Origin of the sequence: Sorangium sp. So ce448 (assembly GCF_051520915.1) — a bacterium.
Classification (GTDB): Bacteria; Myxococcota_A; Polyangia; order Polyangiales; family Polyangiaceae; genus Sorangium; species Sorangium cellulosum_B.
This window is the reverse complement of record NZ_CP150343.1, coordinates 10,736,010-10,754,019: the sequence shown is the minus strand read 5'-3', so window position 1 is coordinate 10,754,019 and position 18,010 is coordinate 10,736,010. Positions and strand designations below refer to the sequence as shown.

At 70.5% G+C, this 18,010-nt stretch carries 12 protein-coding genes; 5 read left to right on the top strand and 7 right to left on the bottom strand.

Annotation, left to right across the window (positions count from 1 at the left end):
* Window positions 1-1,174: 1,174 nt before the first annotated feature.
* Window positions 1,175-1,627 carry a DNA-binding protein gene (locus WMF45_RS40595; RefSeq protein WP_272102708.1) on the bottom strand — a complete coding sequence of 151 codons (453 nt, stop codon included), beginning with the start codon at window positions 1,625-1,627 and terminating at the stop codon, window positions 1,175-1,177.
* A 532-nt stretch (window positions 1,628-2,159) separates the two neighbouring features.
* Entirely contained in the window at window positions 2,160-2,291 is a 132-nt protein-coding gene (locus WMF45_RS40590; protein ID WP_437545355.1) for a hypothetical protein, read from the bottom strand.
* A 1,404-nt stretch (window positions 2,292-3,695) separates the two neighbouring features.
* Between WMF45_RS40590 and uvrC the strand changes: the two genes are divergently transcribed.
* The 3 genes from uvrC (at window position 3,696) to WMF45_RS40575 (ending at window position 9,390) form a co-directional block, all read left to right on the top strand.
* Window positions 3,696-5,933 carry an excinuclease ABC subunit UvrC gene (gene uvrC / locus WMF45_RS40585; RefSeq protein ID WP_437711467.1) on the top strand — a complete coding sequence of 746 codons (2,238 nt, stop codon included), beginning with the start codon at window positions 3,696-3,698 and terminating at the stop codon, window positions 5,931-5,933.
* A 282-nt stretch (window positions 5,934-6,215) separates the two neighbouring features.
* Window positions 6,216-7,550, top strand: coding sequence for a serine/threonine-protein kinase (locus WMF45_RS40580; RefSeq protein ID WP_437711465.1), 1,335 nt, complete (start codon window positions 6,216-6,218; stop codon window positions 7,548-7,550).
* 64 nt (window positions 7,551-7,614) lie between these two features.
* On the top strand, window positions 7,615-9,390 hold the full coding sequence (locus WMF45_RS40575) for a VanW family protein (protein WP_437711463.1): 1,776 nt from the start codon (window positions 7,615-7,617) through the stop codon (window positions 9,388-9,390).
* A 96-nt stretch (window positions 9,391-9,486) separates the two neighbouring features.
* On the opposite strand, the gene WMF45_RS40570 is transcribed toward WMF45_RS40575, so the two are convergent.
* Entirely contained in the window at window positions 9,487-10,515 is a 1,029-nt protein-coding gene (locus WMF45_RS40570) for a tryptophan--tRNA ligase (protein ID WP_437711461.1), read from the bottom strand.
* Between the two features lie 289 nt (window positions 10,516-10,804).
* Between WMF45_RS40570 and coaBC the strand changes: the two genes are divergently transcribed.
* Together coaBC and WMF45_RS40560 are read left to right on the top strand one after the other, a co-directional pair.
* The gene (coaBC, locus tag WMF45_RS40565) at window positions 10,805-12,142 is read left to right on the top strand and encodes a bifunctional phosphopantothenoylcysteine decarboxylase/phosphopantothenate--cysteine ligase CoaBC (RefSeq protein ID WP_437711459.1); all 1,338 of its coding nucleotides are present in this window, start codon (window positions 10,805-10,807) and stop codon (window positions 12,140-12,142) included.
* Window positions 12,139-12,942, top strand: a complete 804-nt coding sequence (locus tag WMF45_RS40560) for a CPBP family intramembrane glutamic endopeptidase (RefSeq protein ID WP_437711457.1) — start codon at window positions 12,139-12,141, stop codon at window positions 12,940-12,942. The genes coaBC and WMF45_RS40560 overlap by 4 nt, the downstream gene beginning before the upstream one ends.
* A 22-nt stretch (window positions 12,943-12,964) precedes the next feature.
* Here WMF45_RS40560 and WMF45_RS40555 read toward each other — a convergent pair whose 3' ends face one another.
* The 4 genes from WMF45_RS40555 to WMF45_RS40540 form a co-directional block, all read right to left on the bottom strand.
* Complete coding sequence (locus WMF45_RS40555) at window positions 12,965-13,714, bottom strand: YebC/PmpR family DNA-binding transcriptional regulator (protein WP_437526015.1); 750 nt, start codon at window positions 13,712-13,714, stop codon at window positions 12,965-12,967.
* A 309-nt stretch (window positions 13,715-14,023) separates the two neighbouring features.
* Window positions 14,024-15,238 carry an ammonium transporter gene (locus WMF45_RS40550; RefSeq protein WP_437711455.1) on the bottom strand — a complete coding sequence of 405 codons (1,215 nt, stop codon included), beginning with the start codon at window positions 15,236-15,238 and terminating at the stop codon, window positions 14,024-14,026.
* Window positions 15,239-15,379: 141 nt separating this feature from the next.
* Window positions 15,380-15,826, bottom strand: coding sequence for a universal stress protein (locus WMF45_RS40545; RefSeq protein WP_437711454.1), 447 nt, complete (start codon window positions 15,824-15,826; stop codon window positions 15,380-15,382).
* Window positions 15,801-17,990 carry a DUF2079 domain-containing protein gene (locus WMF45_RS40540; RefSeq protein ID WP_437711452.1) on the bottom strand — a complete coding sequence of 730 codons (2,190 nt, stop codon included), beginning with the start codon at window positions 17,988-17,990 and terminating at the stop codon, window positions 15,801-15,803. The genes WMF45_RS40545 and WMF45_RS40540 overlap by 26 nt, the downstream gene beginning before the upstream one ends.
* Window positions 17,991-18,010: the final 20 nt, after the last annotated feature.

Here is an 18,010-nt window from a genome sequence, read left to right as displayed (position 1 = left end):
TCAGCGGTCGTTGCCGGGGTCTCCGATCCGACGTGCGGCCTCTTGTGCATCGCCCAGTCGCTCGATCACCGCGGATGGTTAGAACCTGTCCAGTACGTTGACGCGTTGGTCTCGCGGCTCTTTCGGACCACGAGCCGCGCTATCGGGTAGCGCCATCGCCCTGATGGCACAGACCATGCTTGTCCCACGGGCCTGGCGGAGGAGCCCCGCTGTCCATGTTCCTTCCTGATCGCCAGAGGCCGATAGGCTTCCGGTGGCTCCTCCTTGTCGGGCGTCAGGCTCGCCCACATTGCTAGCCGGCAATATCCGCCTGGGGCGTCCTGTTTAGATGTCCGTGAAGGTGCGTTGAGCTCCGGGCCGGCCAGGTCCAGCGCGGCTCCGAGGGCGCCGCGTCATCGTCGAGAAGGGCGCCGGATGGGCGGAGCGGGTCGAGCGTTCACAGCAACGACGCTTGCGCGGCGCCGATCGTGCTCTGCCATGTCGGCAGTCCCGGCCACGCTCACGGCTCCACGGAGCGAGCACCGCCCGGCGGGAGTACGGCCCCGGATGACCGGACTCCCGCGCCGCGCCGCGCCGCGCCGGTGACGCTCCCTTTCGTTTCCTCTGGAGCTCCGCCCCGCCTCACGCCCCAGCGTCCGTTTCGAGGCCGCGTCAGCGCCGCGTGACAGGAGACCCGACGCGAACGCGGATGCACGAAACTAGATGTTGTGGTCCTTCGATGGTGCCCCACGATAGGTTGGGGTCTCAGCGGTCATGACGTGGTTGTCTCTCCGATCCGACGTCGACAAGAGCACGGGCATGGCGGCTCGGTAACCCAGCGTCCTGGGCACCAGAGCGGACATGTGTGCACAGACGCCATCGCGGAGCGCCACCGCCGCCTGTGTCGTGTCACCAGGCGGCTCCGCTCAGCAGCGGTCGGGCGGCAGTCGACGCGCCTTACGCGCGGATTTCTCCGCCGTCCTACGAGGAGACGACATGACTTGGCGGGACTTCCTGAGGGGCATCCAGCGGCGTGTACGGCTGCGGAGCTTGCTCCGCTCCGAGGTGCGACGTCTCCGCGCCTGCCGGGACAGCTCCCGGCTCACCGCGATTTCCCCTGCTGGGCTTGCGGGAAGGCGGGACGCCGACCTCGGTCGGTTTGGCCGGACCCTTCTGGAGAGCGTCGATGCCGGCTTCAGCGGGAAAAGTACTTGGTAGCCCGCTTCTCTCCTTTCGACGTGATCTTCTTCTCGACGAGCAGCTTCCGAATCGGGAGGGTCAGCTCCTTCGTGGTGGTGCCCAGATCCTTGGCGATCTGCTCCACGCCCTGGCCGCTGTTGCTCCGGATGTGCTCCAGGACCTTCTGCGTCATCGCGGCGAGCTCTTCCTTCGAGCGCTTCTCGCCCTTCTTGCGGGTGGGCTTCGCGGCGCGAGCGGGGCGACCGACCGCCTTCTTGACCTCCGCAGGCTGCTGGGGAGCGGCCTTGGCCCGACCCACCTTGCGCGGCGCGGCGGCCGCAGCGACCGGCTGGCCCTCGCCTCGCAGGGCGTTGGCGACAGCCTCGAGAGCCGCTTTGCGGACAAGTCCGCTCAGCTGAGAGACGAATGCATCAACGTGGCTTTTGATCTCGGTTTCGACGTTGTTCATTGGATCTCGCGTCCCATGAATAGCTAGAGTTGTCAACTGCTGAACAGCACCTTGCTTGAAAATAATTCGAGAGGTGTCCCCCTCTCCCCTCAACGCGCGTCAAGAACCCGCGCTCGCCACCTCCCCGTCGGGTCATGGGGTGCTGGGGCGACCGGTCGAGCCGGACTCCAGCCACCTCGTCTCCCTGGCGATGTCGCGCGACGTCGCGCCGCGAAGCCAGGCTCCGCCCCAACCCAAGAGGGTGCGATGGACAGCGCCGTGCTCCTCTCTGCACCGCGCTCCCGCTTTGGATGCCGCGGCGCGCGTGCCGTGGGCAGCCCCGTAACCGAGGGGAGCCAGCGACATTCCCATGAAGATCTGCTTTCCTGTGCTCCGGACACACGCGCCCCACCGCGCAGCGGCCGAAGCGGGCGCCTGACCGAGGGACCGTGGAGGAGCCCGACCCCCCGGGTGGAGCGCCCGCGATGAGGAAAGGTGTCATGGCCGAGGTCGCCGTTCCAGGCGACCCCCGGTGAGCTGGAGCGGCAGCCTTTCACTTCTGCACTCCACCCTGCTCCGGCGGCGTAACCGTATGCCCGAGCTCTCGTCTCCCGACCGAGCCGCTCTCCGGGATCGACCGCAACGTGTCGGCCGCCGAGACGCCCTCCGGCGGTGTCGACGTCATGAGGGCTACCCCACCCACCTGCCAGGACATCCCCCTGGCTGATCGGCGCGGCGGCCCGACGCGGTTGCTCCCACCCACGTTGCAGCCCCCAGGCCATGTCGCCTCCGGTCTGGCTGCGTCTTTTTGCCGCTGTGCTGGAGCTGCCCAGCCTCCGGCCGAGTCTCCCAAACCGCTCGCCGTGCCCGAGCTCCGACGGCCGCCCCGGCAAGCCGGAAGTCGCCCCGCGGGAGGCCACGAGGCCGCCGCTCCTGCTCAGCCGCTCATCCTGATTCAGGGGGTGACACTCGTGCTGGGCACCAGGGTGACGCTCGCCCGCGGCTCGCTCCCGTGCGAGGGGGCAAAGCTCACCGTCGCCGCCGAGGGCGACATCGATCCCCCGAGCGGGGCGGCGGTGATGGACGCTGGTGGACAGTTCGTCACTCCTCGGCTGTTCGACGCGCACTCCCACCTCGGGGGCCGCCCGACGCCAGGCGCGGCGGCGCACCTGGACGGCAGCGAACGGGGACCAGACATGGGGCCGGTGGCGCCGCAGGCTCAGTTCGCCGATGCCATCTGGCCCCAGGACCCGGGTATCGAACGGGCAGTCGCTGGTGGTGTTACGACCATACAAGTCCTTTCGGGTTCAGGCAACCTGATTAGATGGTGCGCGGTAACGATGGAGCTCCGACCGGGCATCAGCCGTCCCATCGGCCCTCCCTGATTCCTGCCAGATGCTTCCCAGACGCTCGCCACCGTGGCGCCCGGCGGGCTGAAAGTGGCTTGCGGGGAGAGCCCGAAGCGCAGCTACGGCGGGGACAAGCGGGCACCGATGGCCGGTACGGGCAACCTCGCTCTCCAGCGGGCGACCTCTCTCAAGGCCAGGAAGCTCCAGACGGACTGGGCGCGATGGAGCGACCGGGAGTCGCGCCGGATTGCGACCGAGGCGAAGACGCCGGCGTCCGCCAGGCCACGAAGCCGGAGCGCTCGACAGCCGAGACCTCCTGCCGCGAAGATCCTGCCGTCGAGCCTACTGCCTGCTCGAGGGCGTGTCTCGCGTCGACGTGGGCGCGGCGCGCCATCACCGCAGTCGCCAGCGCCGCCTCCTACACGGGCGATCGCGCGACGCGTGACGGCGGCGCACCGTGAATCGGGTTGCCTCACGAGAGGCGCGCGTCGACACGCGCCTCTCGTGATCAGGGCGCTCGCGCGCGCTGCGCGGCTCTCGTGATCAGGGCGCTCGCCGCCCGACATCTCGACCTGGGCGTTCTGCCCCGTCGCTCCGGGGCGAGCGGCGCCGCGTCACATGACGGCGTTTTTCTAGATGTAAAGGAGAACCGGCGCGGGCCGTGTCGGCCGCTCTCCACGGGAGGAGCCGTGATCGCGGCGCTTGCTGCCGGCGCGCGCGACTTCTAGATCGTTCCGGCCGTGGTCAACCCGAGCGCCAAGCAGGATCCCGAAGCCCTCCTCGCCGCCAAGCTCGCGTCGCTCCCGACGACGCCGGGCTGCTATCTGTTCATCGACAAGGCCGGCGCCGTCGTCTACGTCGGCAAGGCGAAGAGCCTGCGCTCGCGCGTCCGCAGCTACTTTCAGGAGAGCGGGAGCGACGCCAGGTACTTCATCCCGATACTCCGGAAGATCGTGGCCGATCTGGAGACGGTGGTGACCGCCACCGAGAAGGAAGCGGCCGTACTCGAGAACGAGCTCGTCAAGCAGCACAAGCCGCGGTTCAACGTCAAGCTGCGTGACGACAAGGACTTCCTTTGCCTCAAGCTCGACACGCAGAAGGCGTGGCCGATGCTCGAGACGGTCCGCCGTCCCGCCCCGGACAAGGCGCGCTATTTCGGGCCCTACCACTCGGCGACGAGCGCGCGGCGGACGCTCCACCTGGTCAACAAGCACTTCCAGCTCCGCACCTGCTCCGATACCGAGATGGCGTCGCGCCGGCGCCCCTGCCTGCAGTACCAGATCAAGCGTTGCCTCGCGCCCTGCGTGATGGATGTGGACCGGGAGCTCTATACGGAGATGGTCCGCTCGGTCGCGCTCTTCCTCGAAGGGCGCCACGACGAGCTCACGGGTGAGCTCACCACGCGAATGCGGGACGCGTCGCGGGAGCTCGAGTTCGAGCGCGCCGCCATCTACCGCGATCAGCTCCGGGCGGTCGAGACCGTGCGCGAGGCCCAGCGCGTCGTCTACGTGAAGGACGTCGATCAAGACGTGGTGGGCATCTACCGCGAGGGGACGCTCGTGGAGGTCGAAGTGATCTTGGTGCGGAGGGGGCGCGTGACAGACACGCTGTCCTTCTCGCTCCGCAACATGGAGCTGCCGGACGACGAGGTGCTCGGCGGCTTCTTGAACGAGTACTATGGCGTCGCGTCCACCACGATCCCCGATGAGGTCCTCGTGCCGGTGTTGCCGGACGGCGCGGAGGGCGTCGCGGAGTGGCTCGGCGATCGGCGCGGCCGCAAGGTCGCGCTCTTCGTGCCTCAGCGCGGGCCCCGCGTCGATCTGATCAAGATGGCGAACGAGAACGCGGCTCACGCGTTCCGGGAGAAGCAGCGGAGCTCCGACGATCTCGAGGCCCGGCTCGAGGAGATCAGGGAGCGCCTTCGTCTCCCGACGCTCCCGCGTCGCATCGAGTGCTGCGACATCTCGCATCTCGGCGGCGGCGACACGGTGGGATCGATCGTGGCGCTCCTCGATGGTCAGCCGGACAAGAAGCGCTACCGCAGCTTCAACGTGAAGAGCGTGGCCGACGGCGACGACTACGCCGCGATGTACGAGGTGCTCTCACGGCGCTTCCGCCGCGGAAAGGCCGCCCGCCAGGCGAACCCCGCGTCCACCGCAGACAGCGAGGCCGCCCTCGGCACCGAAGGCGCGCCCGAGAGCGACGTGATGGAGGGCGTCACCGAGAGCGACATGATGGAGAGCGATCCGGCGGAGAGCGACGCGCTCGAGAGCGATGCGACGGAGGGCGACCTGGCTGGCGAGGACATCGCCTTGGCAACAGCGAGCGACGCTCCGCCGGAGACGGAAGGCACGGAAGGGACGGCGGTGTCCGCTGCCGCGGAGCGAGAGAGCGCCGGCTCGGGGGGTGATGTGTCGAGGCGCGCCGAGGCCGGGGGAGGCGAGTGGGATCTTCCCGATCTGTTCGTCGTCGATGGTGGGCGCGGCCAGCTTCAGGTGGCGCTGTCGGCGGCGCGCGATCTCGGCCTGCACGGCCTCCCGATCGTCGGTCTGGCGAAGGAGCGGGAGACGCAGACCGGAGAGAAGCTCGTCGACCGCGTCTACCTGCCTGGCCAGAAGAACGGTATCCCGCTCCGATCCACGAGCTCCGCCCTCTTCTTCCTTGCGCGCGCGCGCGACGAGGCGCACCGCTTCGCAAACCACGCACGCAAGCGGCTCGGCAAGGCGCGGCGCCTCCGGTCCGAGATCGAGGACATCCCAGGGCTTGGCAGTGCCGTGAGGACGGCGCTCCTCCGGGAGCTCGGTTCCATGGAAGGAGTGCGTCGCGCGACCGACGCTCAGATCCTGGCGGTGACAGGGGTCACCAAGCGACACCTGTCAGCGCTGCGCAAGGTCATCCCGTCTCCCGAGTCCTCGCAGCCAGACGCGCCGGCCGAGGACACCGGCGATCTCTCCAAGGCACGGGGGCTCACGCGCTGAGCGCGACCGGGCCCGTTCCTCGGTGGATCGGTGAAAGATCACGCTGCGACCTGAACGGCGTTCCGGGTTGAGCGCCAAGGCGTTCTCTGCGACGATCCGAACACCAGGCGCCCGGTCGCAATCCGGGCGCACGCGGTCATTTTTCGATCAAGAGCACCACCTGGCACACCGAGCGCTTCTCGCGGACCCGACGTCGTGGGCGGGCCGCGGCGGGCCGCGCTCGGCGGGCTCGATTCCCGGCGGGCACTGCCTCGCTCCGGGGTTACGCGGCACGTGAGCACCATGGGAGAAGTACGCGCTGGCCACACGCTCGGTCGCTATGAGCTCCTCGTCCCCATCGCGCTCGGGGGCATGGCCTCGGTGTGGGCCGCTCGAACGGGCGGCCAGCTCCCCAGGATCGTCGCCGTCAAGCTGCTGCGCGCCGAGCTGAGCGACGACCCCGACTTCGAGGCGATGTTCCTCGATGAGGCCACCCTGGTCTCGCAGATCCATCACCCGAACGTCGCGGAGACCATCGATGCGGGCGAGGAGGACGGCGTCCTCTACCAGGTGATGGAGCTCATCGACGGCGAGCCGCTCAACCTGGTTCTCCGCGAGAGCAAGGCGCGCGGCGGCCTGCCGCTCCGCTTCGCGCTCCGCATCGTGGCCGAGGCGGCCCTCGGCCTGCACGCCGCGCACGAGCTGCGTGGCCGTGACGGCAAGCCCGTCGGCCTCGTCCACCGCGACGTCTCGCCGCAAAACATCCTGGTCGGATACGACGGGTCGGTGAAGATCCTCGACTTCGGCGTCGCCAAGGCCGCCTCGAACCTGCAGCGGACCCAGGTCGGCCAGGTGAAGGGCAAGTACGCGTACATGTCGCCGGAGCAGGCGGGCAGCGAGCCCATCGATCGGCGCACCGACGTGTTCACGCTCGGGATCGTCTTCTATCAGCTCGTGACGGGCAAGCACCCCTTCCACGCCGAGAACGATCCTGCGACGGTGCGCCGTATCTGCGACAAGGCGGCAGCCGAGCCGCCGCGGACCCTCGTCCCGTCGCTCCCGGAGGACGTCGGGCGCGTCATCATGAGGATGCTCGCGAAGCCGAGGGACGAGCGCTTCGCCACGATGGCCGAGCTGCGCCAGTCCATCGAGCAGCTGTCGCCAGCGACGCCCATCGCCACCTCGGATGAGCTCGCCGCGCTGATGCAGCAGATGCTCGGCCCGCGCGGCGAGCGGCGGCGCGCCGCGATCCAGGAGGCCGTGCAGATCGCGCGCGAGCGCGCGATCGACTCCGACTATCCGCAGCCACAGCAGAGCTCGCCGCAAGCCGCCCCTCAGCCCGGGCGCGCGAGCGCGGAGCGCGGCGCCGGCCCACCGCAGGGCGCTCCGCCGGCGCCGACGTCCGGCGAGGGCCACGCGCGGCGCTGGCTCGTCCCCGCGACCGTCGGCCTCGTGGTCCTCGTGGTGCTCGCTGGCGCGCTCCTCCTGCGCTCCTCGCCGCACAGCGGGCCGCCGCGCCAGCGGGGCTCTCAGCTCGTGCCCGGGGCGGGCTCGATCAAGGAGCCGGTCCTCAGGGCCGCGCGCGCCGCATCGAAGGCGCCGCGCGGCGGCTCCGATGTGACGCGGCCCGCACCGTAGCCGCGCCGCGCGCCCGCGTTCGCTTGACGGTTCGGGCAACGCTTTTCAAGATGGCCGCCCTCGCATGGATCTTCGCCGCTCGCCGGAGCTCTGGCGGTTCGCCGCGCTGGTGGCGATCTTCGTCACGAGCGGCCTGGTCATCACCTACCTCGTGCTGCCGCCCCCGCCGGACGACGGCCCCAAGCCCCCGCCGGTCCTCCGCGTGGCGCAGGTGCCGGTCCCGACGGGCGGCGACGTGGTGGCGAACGCGCTCGACCTCGTGCGCCGCTACGCCACCGGGGAGATCCGGATCGTGCTCCCCGACGGCTCCGCGCGCGCGCTCCGCCGCAACGATCTCGGCGTCGAGATCAACCGGGTCCGCCTCGCCGAGTTCGTGCGCGAGGCGCTCCGCCCCGAGAGCGCGCTCCGCCGCGCGCACGAGCGGGCCGGCGATGGCGACAAGAGCGACGAGGACGCGCCGCTCGACATCCCGATCCCGCTCCTCCTCGACTCCGAGCGGGCGATCAGCAAGCTGCTCGACCTGAAGGTCGAGCTCGACGCGCCCGCGGTCGACGCGTATGTCGACCTCGAGACGAAGCAGCTCAAGCCCGAGAAGATCGGGTATCGGCTGGACGTCTACGGCACGCTCGCGCGCATCGACGCCGCCCTCCGGGCGGGCGAGGACACCGCGCAGGCCAGCGTCGAGACGATCGCGCCGAAGCTCGTCGCCGAGCAGCTCGGCAACGTCAAGTTCGATCAGGTGCTCGGCTACTTCGAGACGCGCTACGCGACCGGCGCGCGATCCAAGGAGAGGACGTACAACCTCAGGCTCGCCGCGTCCAAGCTCGACGGCGTGGTCGTCATGCCGGGCGAGATCTTCGACTTCAACGAGACGGTCGGCCCGCGCGACGAGGCGCACGGGTACCGCGTCGCCCCGGTCATCGCCCAGGGAGAGCTCGTCGACGGCCTCGGCGGCGGGACCTGCCAGATCTCGGGCACGCTCCACGGCGCCGCGTTCTTCGCGGGGCTCGAGATCGTCGAGCGCTACCCGCACTCCCGCCCGAGCTACTACATCAAGCTCGGCCTCGACGCGACCGTCGTCTACCCGACGATCAACTACCGCTTCAGGAACCCGTTCGACTTCCCGATCGTGCTCCACGAGACGGTGGCCGGCGGCGTCGTGCGCGCCGAGATCCTCGGGCCCTCGCGCAAGCTCACGGTCACGTACTTCCGTCGCATCGACGAGGTCATCCCGTTCGAGGAGCTGGAGCGACCGACGCCGAAGCTGCCCGAAGGGAAGCGGGCGCTCGCTCAGCGCGGCATCCCCGGCTTCAAGACGACGAGCTCGCGGGTCGTCCGCGACGGCGCCTATGCGGTGCGGGAGAAGTGGAGCGACAGCTACCCGCCGACCGCGCAGATCGTCCATGTCGGGAGCGGCCCGCGCGACCCCGAGGCCAAGACGGCCGACGACAATCACCCCGAGTACGTGGCGGACGAGTACCTCGTCGTGACGCAGGGGCCGGACGTCCGCACGCCAGGCGCGACCGGCCCGGAGCCGGGCGGCGGCACCGTCGAGAGCCGCGAGCCGGGGCTCACGGGCGAGCGCGGCTGGACCGAGCGCGCGGGGTTCGGCACGTTCCGCGCGAAGGGGGAGGAGCGCGCCGAGGGGGAGGGTGGCCGCGCGCGCGGCGAGGACGCGCCGCCCGCAGAGGGGATCGCCGTCGCGCACGCCCCGGGCGCGGCGGCGCCGGAAGCCCGTGGCCAGCGGGACCCCGCGGGGGACGAGGCGAAGGGCGGCAAGGGCAAGAAGCGACGCCAGGACCAGAACCAGAAGAAGAAGACGACGAGCGACGGCGGCTGAGCGGGCGGCCTCGAACGAGGCCGGCGGCGGCTGCTCGGCGGCGCTCGCCGCGCGCTGGCCCCGGCGAGCTGCGCTCGTCCTCCGCCGCCGCGGCCTTCAGCGAGCGCCGATCGCCCGGCGCACCTCGTGGAGCGTCGGGCCCGCGAGCGCTCGCGCGCGCTGGGCGCCTTCCAGGAGCAGGGCGTCGATGCGGGCCGGGTTGGCCATGAGATCGGCGTAGCGGCGCCGCGGCTCCTCGAGCGCGCGGTTCAGCACCTCGAACACGGCCTCTTTCGCCTCGCCCCAGCCGATGCCGCTCTGGTAGCGGCCGCGGAGCGCCTCCGCCTCTTCGGGCGTGGCGAACTCCCGGTAGAGGTGGAAGAGCGGCGAGGTGTTCGGATCCTTCGGCTCGCTCGGGGGCGACGAGTCCGTCTTGTACTTGAAGATCGTCTTGCGCAGCTTCTCCGGCGGCAGGAAGAGCGCGATGGTGTTGTCGTAGCTCTTGCTCATCTTGCGGCCGTCGAGGCCCGGGATCACCGCCGTCTCCGCGCTGATGCGCGCCTCGGGCAGGACGAGGGTCGGGCCGTAGATCGCGTTGAAGCGCTGCGCGACATCGCGGGCGATCTCGATGTGCTGGACCTGGTCCTTGCCCACCGGCACGACATTCGTCTTGAACAGGAGGATGTCGGCCGCCATCAGCACCGGATAGGCATAGAGGCCCATGTTGATCCCGGCGTCGAGGTCGTCGCTGTCCTCGGCGCCCGCGGCGCTCGACGCCCCGGCCCGGGACTCCATGTTCTTGGCGACAGCCGCCTTGTAGGCGTGGGCGCGGTTCATGAGCCCCTTCGCCGTGAAGCAGGAGAGGATCCAGCTGAGCTCGAAGATCTCCGGAACGTCGGATTGCCTGTAGAAGATGACCTTCTCGGGATCGAGACCGAGCGCGAGCCACGTCGCGGCGACCTCGTGGACCAGGCTCCGGAGCTTCTGCGCGTCGTGGATGAGGTTGAGCGCGTGATAGTCCGCGACGAAGTAGAGCGCGTTCGACGCGGTCCCTGCGAGCGCGAGCGCCGGCTTGATCGCACCTACGAAGTTGCCGAGGTGCGGCGTTCCGGTGGGCTTGATGCCGGTGAGGACGGTGCTTGCCATCGTTGTCGTGTTCCTCTGAAGGAGCTCATCCCATTACGCGCTCCCGGTGGGTGATGCCACTGTCACGCCCCAAAAATCAGCCGGGTTTCTTGCTGCGCGGGCGCGTTGGCGCGTTGGCGCGTGTTGGCGCGCGGAGGTGCATACCAGCACGAGCTCTCTGCCCGCAGCGCGGCCCCGGATCATCCGCCCGCGGCGCAGCGTGTACCGTGTCGTGGCCGTGTACGATCGGCGATTTTCGTGCCAGGGTGGACGCCGGACCGACCCCACGACCCACGCTGGCACCTGCGCCATGTCTGGCCGAACGCCGTCATCTCCCGCACCTCGACCCGAGTCGCCCGCTGGCCAAGCCCCCGGAGGCGGGCGGCCGACCGTCGCGCTGGCCGTCTCGGGCAGCATCGCCGCGTACAAGGCCGCCGAGGTGGCCCGGCTCTTGATCCAGGGCGGCGCGCGCGTGCTCCCGATCATGACGCGCGCGGCGCAGCAGTTCCTCGGGCCCATGACGCTGAGCGGGCTTTGCGGCGAGCCGGTGCGCGACACCATGTGGGATCCCGGCTTTGCGGGCGAGCTGCACGTCGCGCTCGCCGCCGAGGCCGATCTCGTGCTGCTCGCGCCCGCGACCGCCGACGTGATCGCCCGCCTCGCCGCGGGGCGCGCCGACGATCTCGTGACGGCGCTCGCCCTGTGCGCGCGGGGGCCGGTGCTCGCCGCGCCGGCGATGCACCCCCGCATGTGGGCTCACCCCGCGACGGCGCGGAACGTCGCCACGCTCGAGGCCGACGGGCGCGTGCAGCTCGTCGGTCCGGTCTTCGGCGAGGTCGCCTCGGGCGAGCGCGGCCTCGGGCGCATGGCCGAGCCGGCGGCGATCGCGGCCGCGGCGTTCTCGGGGCTCGCCCGGCGCGACCTCGAGGGCCTGCGCGTCGTCGTCACCGCGGGCCCCACGCTCGAGGACCTCGATCCCGTGCGCTTCCTCGGCAACCGGTCGACCGGCAAGATGGGCTTCGCCGTGGCGGAGCGGGCCGCGGCGCGCGGCGCGCAGGTCACGCTCATCGCCGGCCCCGTGTCGCTCTCCACGCCGCCGGGCGCGCGCCGGGTCGACGTGCGCGGCGCGCTCTCGATGCGCGGCGCGCTCTGGCAGGCGCTCGGCGAGGACCTGCGCGGCGCCGACGCGCTCATCATGACGGCCGCCGTGTCCGACTACCGGCCGGCCGAGCAGCACGCGACCAAGCTGAAGCGGACCCCCGACCTCGCGTCGCTCCCGCTCGTGCCGAACCCTGATTTGCTGGCGGAGATCGGCGCGGCGCGCGGCGGGCTGGCGGATGCTGCCGGCGCCGATGGTGCGCGCTCGCCGGTGCTCGTGGGGTTCGCGGTCGAGACCGCCACGGACGAGGGGGTCATCGCCTATGCGCGGCACAAGCTCGCCAGCAAGCGCGTCGACATGATCGTCGCCAACCACGCGGCGGACTCGTTCGGCCGGGACGACAACCGCGCCACGATCGTGACCGGCGACGCCGCCGACGCGCTCGGCGTGTTGCCCAAGCCGGCGCTCGCGGACCGCATCCTCGACCGGGTCTTGCAATTGTGTTGGACGAGTCAGACGGGCCGGACGGGTCAGGCGAGCGCGCGATGAGCCCGGGTGAAGACCGCGCCGCGGCTCCTTCCGCCGCGGCTCCTCCGGCTGCCTCTGGCTCGGCCGCCCCGGCCCCGTCGCGCGATCCGCTGGCGATCGATCCGCGCGAACCGCCGCGCTCATCGCGCCGCGAGGCCGCGCTCATCGCCGCGTCCGTCACCGCCTGTGTGGCGCTCGCCGTCTCGTTCGCGTTCGATCCCGGCCGCGCGGGCGCGCCTGCCATGCTCGCGGCGCTCGGCGCGCTCTACGCCGCCCTCACGGCGATCACCGTGATGTGGCTCCGCCGGCGCGGCGAGCTCCGCGCCGCGCTCCGCCCCCAGTCCGGCGATCTCGCGCGCGGCGCCCTGGTCGCGGCGGGGCTCTACGGCCTCGCCATGGCGGTGCAGCTGCTGCTCGCCCCGCGGGGCTCGCCTCGCGAGGCGTGGGTCCTTCGCCTGTACCTCCAGCTCGGCGACCCCTCGGCCGACGCGCGCGTGTTCGTCGGCGCGCTCGTCTTCGTCATCGCCGCGCTGGAGGAGATCGTCTGGCGCGGGCTCGTCCTCCGCGCCCTGGAGGGGCCGCTCGGCCGGGGCGCCGCGTGGCTGCTGTCGAGCGCGCTGTTCGCCGCCGCGCACGCCCCCACGCTCTTCCTGCTCGGCGATCCGGTGGCCGGGCCGAACCCGCTGCTCGTCGCGGCGGGCTTCGGCTGCTCGATCGTGTGGGGTCGCGTGGTGCACCGGACCGGGCGCCTGGCGCCGGCGGTCTTCGCCCACGCGTTCTTCTCGTGGGCGATCGTGAGCTTCCCGATCTGGCGGCCGTGACGGGCCCGCGCCTGCCGCGGGATCAGCCCTCGAGCTTCGCGAGCTCCTCTTCGGGGACGTCGAAGTCGGCGTAGACGTTCTGCACGTCGTCGTGGTCGTCGAGCGAGTCGACGAGGTTCAGGCAGACCTCGGCGTCGCGGCCCGCGACCTCTTTCTTGGTCTTGGGGACGTAGCCCGCGGAGTTCGACTTCACCGCGATCTTCGCGTCCTCGAGGGCCTTCACGACGGTGTCCATCACGTCGACGCTGGAGAGCACCTGCCACTCCTCTCCCTGGTCGCTGTAGTCGTCGGCGCCCGCGCCCACGGCGGTGTCCATCAGCTGATCCTCCGTCGCCGCGTCCTTCGCGAGGAGGATGATCCCCTTCCTCTCGAAGGCCCACTGCGCGGAGCCGCCGGCGCCGAGCTGCCCGTTGTTCTTCTCGAAGATCTTCCGGATCTCGGCGACGGTGCGGTTCCGGTTATCGGTCATCGCCTCGCAGAGGAACAGCGTCCCGCCGGGCCCTGTCCCTTCGTAGAGGATCTCCTCGTAGTTCGCGCCCTCGATCTCGCCGGTGCCGCGCTGGATGGCGCGCTTGATCGTGTCGGCGGGCATCGCCTGGCCCTTGGCGTCGTTGATCGCCTTGCGGAGGCGCGGATTGCCGTTCGGGTCTCCGCCGCCCATGCGCGAGGCGACGGTGATCTCCTTGATCAGCTTCGTGAAGAGCTTGCCGCGCTTCGCGTCGAGCGCGCCCTTCTTGCGCTTGATGGTGGCCCACTTCGAATGGCCGCTCATGCCTGTCTGCTCCGTGATGACGGGGCGCTCGTTCGTGGCGCGCGCCCAGGGGGAAGGTTCGGCGCAAGATGGAGCACCGTTCGGTTCGAGCATAGAAACCGTCAGGGCGCCGGGAGCGCCAAGAGATTGTCGAGCTCTCTTGGCGCTCTCGGCGCCTTTCGGTTCGAACCGTCCGTCGCTCTAGCGGTGCGCCCGGGGGGAGGCAACAACGACGGCACCCCCGGCCGCGCGTATGCCTCCTCACCGGGAGGACGAGCGCGGCCGGGAGCTCTTGTCGACCTGGGTCTGTGGCTGCCCCCCTCTGCGTCGCTACAGCGCGTAGCCGGTCTCGCCGTGCTCCGTGGCGTCGAGGCCCTCGCGCTCGTCGCTCTCGGGCACGCGCAGGCCGATCAGCTTGTCGACAAGCTTGAGGAGCACGAAGGTCACGATCGCGGCGTACAGGCCGACGGCCGCGATGCCGACCAGCTGCGGGACCAGCTGCCCCGGGTTGCCGGCGATCACGCCGTCACGGCCGGCCTCGTTCAGGGCCTTCTCGGCGAAGACGCCGGTGAGGACCGCGCCGAGGAGGCCGCCCACGCCGTGGACGCCGAACGCGTCGAGCGAGTCGTCGTAGCGCAGGCGCTCCTTCGAGACGACGGCCGCATAACACACCACGCCCGCGAGCAGGCCGATCACGACGGCGGCCCACGGCGCCACGAACCCGGCCGCGGGCGTGATCCCGACGAGCCCGGCCACGATGCCGGACGCCACGCCGAGCGCGGTCGGCTTGCCTCGCTGCGCCCACTCGACGAGGAGCCACGCCGCGCCGCCCGCCGCTGCCGCGAGGTGCGTGTCGAGCAGCGCCAGCGCCGCGAGCCCGCCCGACGTCAGCGCGCTGCCGGCGTTGAAGCCGAACCACCCGAACCACAGGATGCCCGTGCCCGTCAGGGTCATCGTCAGGTTGTGCGGCACGTGCCGCTCGTGCGGATATCCCGTGCGCCTGCCCAGCACGAGCGCACAGATCAGCGCCGAGACGCCTGCCGCGAGGTGAACCACGGTGCCGCCCGCGAAGTCGAGCGCGCCCATCTCGAAGAGCCAGCCCTTCTCCGCCCACACCCAGTGCGCCACCGGGTCATAGACGAGCGTGGACCAGAGCAGGATGAAGACCAGGTACGCCGAGAACCGCATCCGCTCGGCGAACGCCCCCGCGATGAGCGCGGGCGTGATCACCGCGAACATCATCTGGAACGCCGCGAACGCGATGTGCGGCACCGTGCCGCGCTCCGCCATCGCGATCCCGTGCAGACCGACATAGTCGAACCCGCCGATGAGCCCACCGTGCGACGTCCCGAACGAGAGCGAGTACCCGATGGCCACCCACTGCACCGAGATCACCGCGAGCGCGGCGAACGAGTGCATGAGCGTCGCGAGCACGTTCTTGCGGCGCACCATGCCGCCGTAGAACAGGGCGAGGCCCGGCGTCATGAAAAGGACGAGGGCTGTCGATGCGAGGAGCCAGGCCGTATCCCCAGTGTCGATCTTCATGGCACCGGGGTAACGTGCCCGATGTTTCAACGAGGTTTCGTCGTCGAGGCAGGACGCATTTGACAGGAAGTCGGGAAATTTCTAACGCCCGATCTGGCGGCGCCGGACACCGAATCCGATCGTTTCGTGATGTCACCTACATCAGGCCGGTTGTGGTCCCCGTATCGACAGGACCGGGACCTTTGCCGATCTCACCACCCGCTGCGCCACGCTGCCGAGCAGAGCCCGCGCGACCGCCCCGCGCGCGTGTGTCCCGATCACGATCATCTCGGCGCCGATCTCGTCCGCGAGGCGGCAGATCTCCTCGTCGGGGACGCCGGCGCGCAGCACGCCCGAGATCTCGACGCCGGGCGTGGCGCGCCGGCGCTCGAGCACCTGATCGAGGCTCCGCTGCGCCGCATCGGCGATGCGCGCGGCGTCCTCGGCCGAGGGGATCAGGGACGAGCCTTCCGGGAAGCTGTAGATGGGCACGCTGTACACGTGCGCGACGACGATCTTCGCGGACAGCTTGCGGGCGAGCTCGATCGCCGTGTCGAGGGCGATCTCGGAGGTCGCGTTGAAGTCATGGGCCAGGAGGAGGGTCTTCATCTTGCTCCGCGGTGGTGGAGGGCGCAGGCGGCGCGCCGCCGCCCTTTCGGTCCAGCTTTCGTAGCTCCGGGGGCGGGTCTCCGGTAGGGGGCTCGTCGGAGGCCGCCGGCGCCGGCGGCTGCGCCTTCGACGGCGGCTTCACCCGCTTGAACAGCGCCATCTTCTTCAGCCGGCTGAGCTCCTCGAGCTCGCCGCGCTTCACCGCCGCGTTGTGGCGCTCCAGGTCCTTGCCCTTGAGCTCCCCCTCGTCGAGCAGCACGTACTGGACGGTCGCGGCGCGGTCGCCCGGATAGAAATAGGCCTCCTTCCGGTTCGACACGTGCGGTCCCATCTTGCTCGTCGCGCCGACGATGGCGCTCTTCGGGATCGCCTCCACCTGCTGCCGGACCCAGGCGTAGGTCGCCTCCTGGTCGGGCGTCAGATTGCGCGCCACGCGGGAGAAGCCGCCCCTGAACGACGCGTTCTCGACGAGGCCGCCGAACTTCCATGACATCAGCGCGGCCGCCACCACCATGGCGGCGAGCAGCGCGCGCGACAGGCGCCGCCCGTCGAGCCCGTAGTACGCGGTCGGCCCGGAGCCCTCGATCCGCTTGAGCGCGATCGGCGTCAGCACGAACGCGATGGGGAAGAGGATCGACGAGTACTGGAAGTGGATCGAGAACACCGCGTCGCGCGAGGCGAGCAGGCAGAACAGGAGCCCGTAGGCGAGCATCCAGCGCCCGGGCTTGGCGAGGAAGGGCAGGAAGCAGAGGGGGACGAAGAGCTGGAGCAGGAAGATGATCTTCGGCTCCTCCAGCAGGACCTTGAGCGCGAAGACAGGGTTCGTGAGGAGGGAGACGAGCATGCCGCCGAGCCCGCTCCGGTTCGGCATGAGCTCCTCGTAGTAATAGGCGAACGAATAAGCGTCCTTGCCGGACATGATGATGCCCGCCGACGTCATGAAGAACAGCTTCACGATGACGAAGTAGACGAGGCTCGTCGCGATGGTCACCCAGCCGAGGCGGGATCTGCCGACGGAGCGCCGGTCGAAGATGGCGTAGAGCCCGATGAAGCACATCAGCAGGGAGACGTCCTCCCGGCAGAGCAGCAGCACGGCGAGGGTGACCCAGTACAGCCTGTCCCTGCCGGTCTCGTAGAAGTAGAGGAGCCAGACGACGAGCGGCGAGATCAGCGCGAGCGAGTGGAACTCGTACATGTTCGCGCCGTGCAGGGCCGGATAGATGGCCCACACGGCGGCGAGCAGGAGCGCCTTGCCGCGGTGAGCGAGCTTGTCGCGCGCGAGCAGGTACACGGGCACGACGCCGGCGCCGAGCCACGCGGACTGGAGGATGAGCAGGAACTCCGCCCTCGGGTAGATCAGGTAGAGCGGCGAGAGCAGGATGAGGATCGGGTCGAAGTGCGCGGAGCCGTGGTAACCGGCCTTGAGCCAGGAGCAGCCGAGCGGCCGTCCGTGGATCGTCTGGTAGAAGATGTTGTCGTAGTACCCGAGGTCGGGCGTCCTCGTGTGCAGCGCGCGGTGGTTGGTGATCGCGAGCCGGGAGAAGAAGAGCGTGTAGCCCGTCCACATCGCGAGCAGGGCCAGCGGCGGGAGCCACCGCGCGACCGTCGCGAGCGCGCGGCCTTTGCGGGCTGGCGCGCCATCGAGCTCGGACGCATCGTCGACATCGTCGAGCCCGGGCGAGAGCCGCGCGCGGCGGCCCCAGGCGTAGGCGCCGGCGCCCGTGGCGAGGGCGGCGAGGGCGACGAAGAAGATCGTGCTCTTCGGGCTGTCTTTCTCGATGTTCGGGAGCTTGAGCGCGGCGACGAACGGGAGCGCGAGCAGGGGGATCAGGGCGCGGTTGAGGCGGCCCACGGTGCCCACGAAGTCCCACGAGCGGGTGCGGACCCGCCGCGCCAGCATCACGAGGAAGTAGGCGAGCGCGACCCCCACGATGGCGGCGACGGCGCCGCCGGCCATCCAGCGGCGCTCCACCTCGGTCAGCTTGTTCGTGTCGAGCTGCGCGTGCCGGCTCGGGTGGATGAAGACCCAGGCCGTCACGGCGATGCTCATGCCGTAGAGGATCGGCCACGGCGCCAGGGTCAAGGCGGCGCGTGCGAGCCGCTCGAGGGCGCCGTCGAGCTTGGCGAGCGCGCTGTTCAGCCTGGTGCGGTGGTTCTCTAGCATAGGTGAGGCGGGTCCTCGGC

Excerpts from the sequence above, each read along its gene's own strand:
- WMF45_RS40555 (WP_437526015.1), bottom strand. The coding sequence starts at position 13,714 with ATGAGCGGCCATTCGAAGTGGGCCACCATCAAGCGCAAGAAGGGCGCG.
- WMF45_RS40560 (WP_437711457.1), top strand. The coding sequence starts at position 12,139 with ATGAGCCCGGGTGAAGACCGCGCCGCGGCTCCTTCCGCCGCGGCTCCT.
- WMF45_RS40545 (WP_437711454.1), bottom strand. The coding sequence starts at position 15,826 with ATGAAGACCCTCCTCCTGGCCCATGACTTCAACGCGACCTCCGAGATC.
- WMF45_RS40550 (WP_437711455.1), bottom strand. The coding sequence starts at position 15,238 with ATGAAGATCGACACTGGGGATACGGCCTGGCTCCTCGCATCGACAGCC.
- WMF45_RS40590 (WP_437545355.1), bottom strand. The coding sequence starts at position 2,291 with ATGACGTCGACACCGCCGGAGGGCGTCTCGGCGGCCGACACGTTGCGG.
- WMF45_RS40595 (WP_272102708.1), bottom strand. The coding sequence starts at position 1,627 with ATGAACAACGTCGAAACCGAGATCAAAAGCCACGTTGATGCATTCGTC.
- WMF45_RS40570 (WP_437711461.1), bottom strand. The coding sequence starts at position 10,515 with ATGGCAAGCACCGTCCTCACCGGCATCAAGCCCACCGGAACGCCGCAC.
- WMF45_RS40580 (WP_437711465.1), top strand. The coding sequence starts at position 6,216 with ATGGGAGAAGTACGCGCTGGCCACACGCTCGGTCGCTATGAGCTCCTC.
- WMF45_RS40575 (WP_437711463.1), top strand. The coding sequence starts at position 7,615 with ATGGATCTTCGCCGCTCGCCGGAGCTCTGGCGGTTCGCCGCGCTGGTG.
- WMF45_RS40540 (WP_437711452.1), bottom strand. The coding sequence starts at position 17,990 with ATGCTAGAGAACCACCGCACCAGGCTGAACAGCGCGCTCGCCAAGCTC.
- coaBC (WP_437711459.1), top strand. The coding sequence starts at position 10,805 with ATGTCTGGCCGAACGCCGTCATCTCCCGCACCTCGACCCGAGTCGCCC.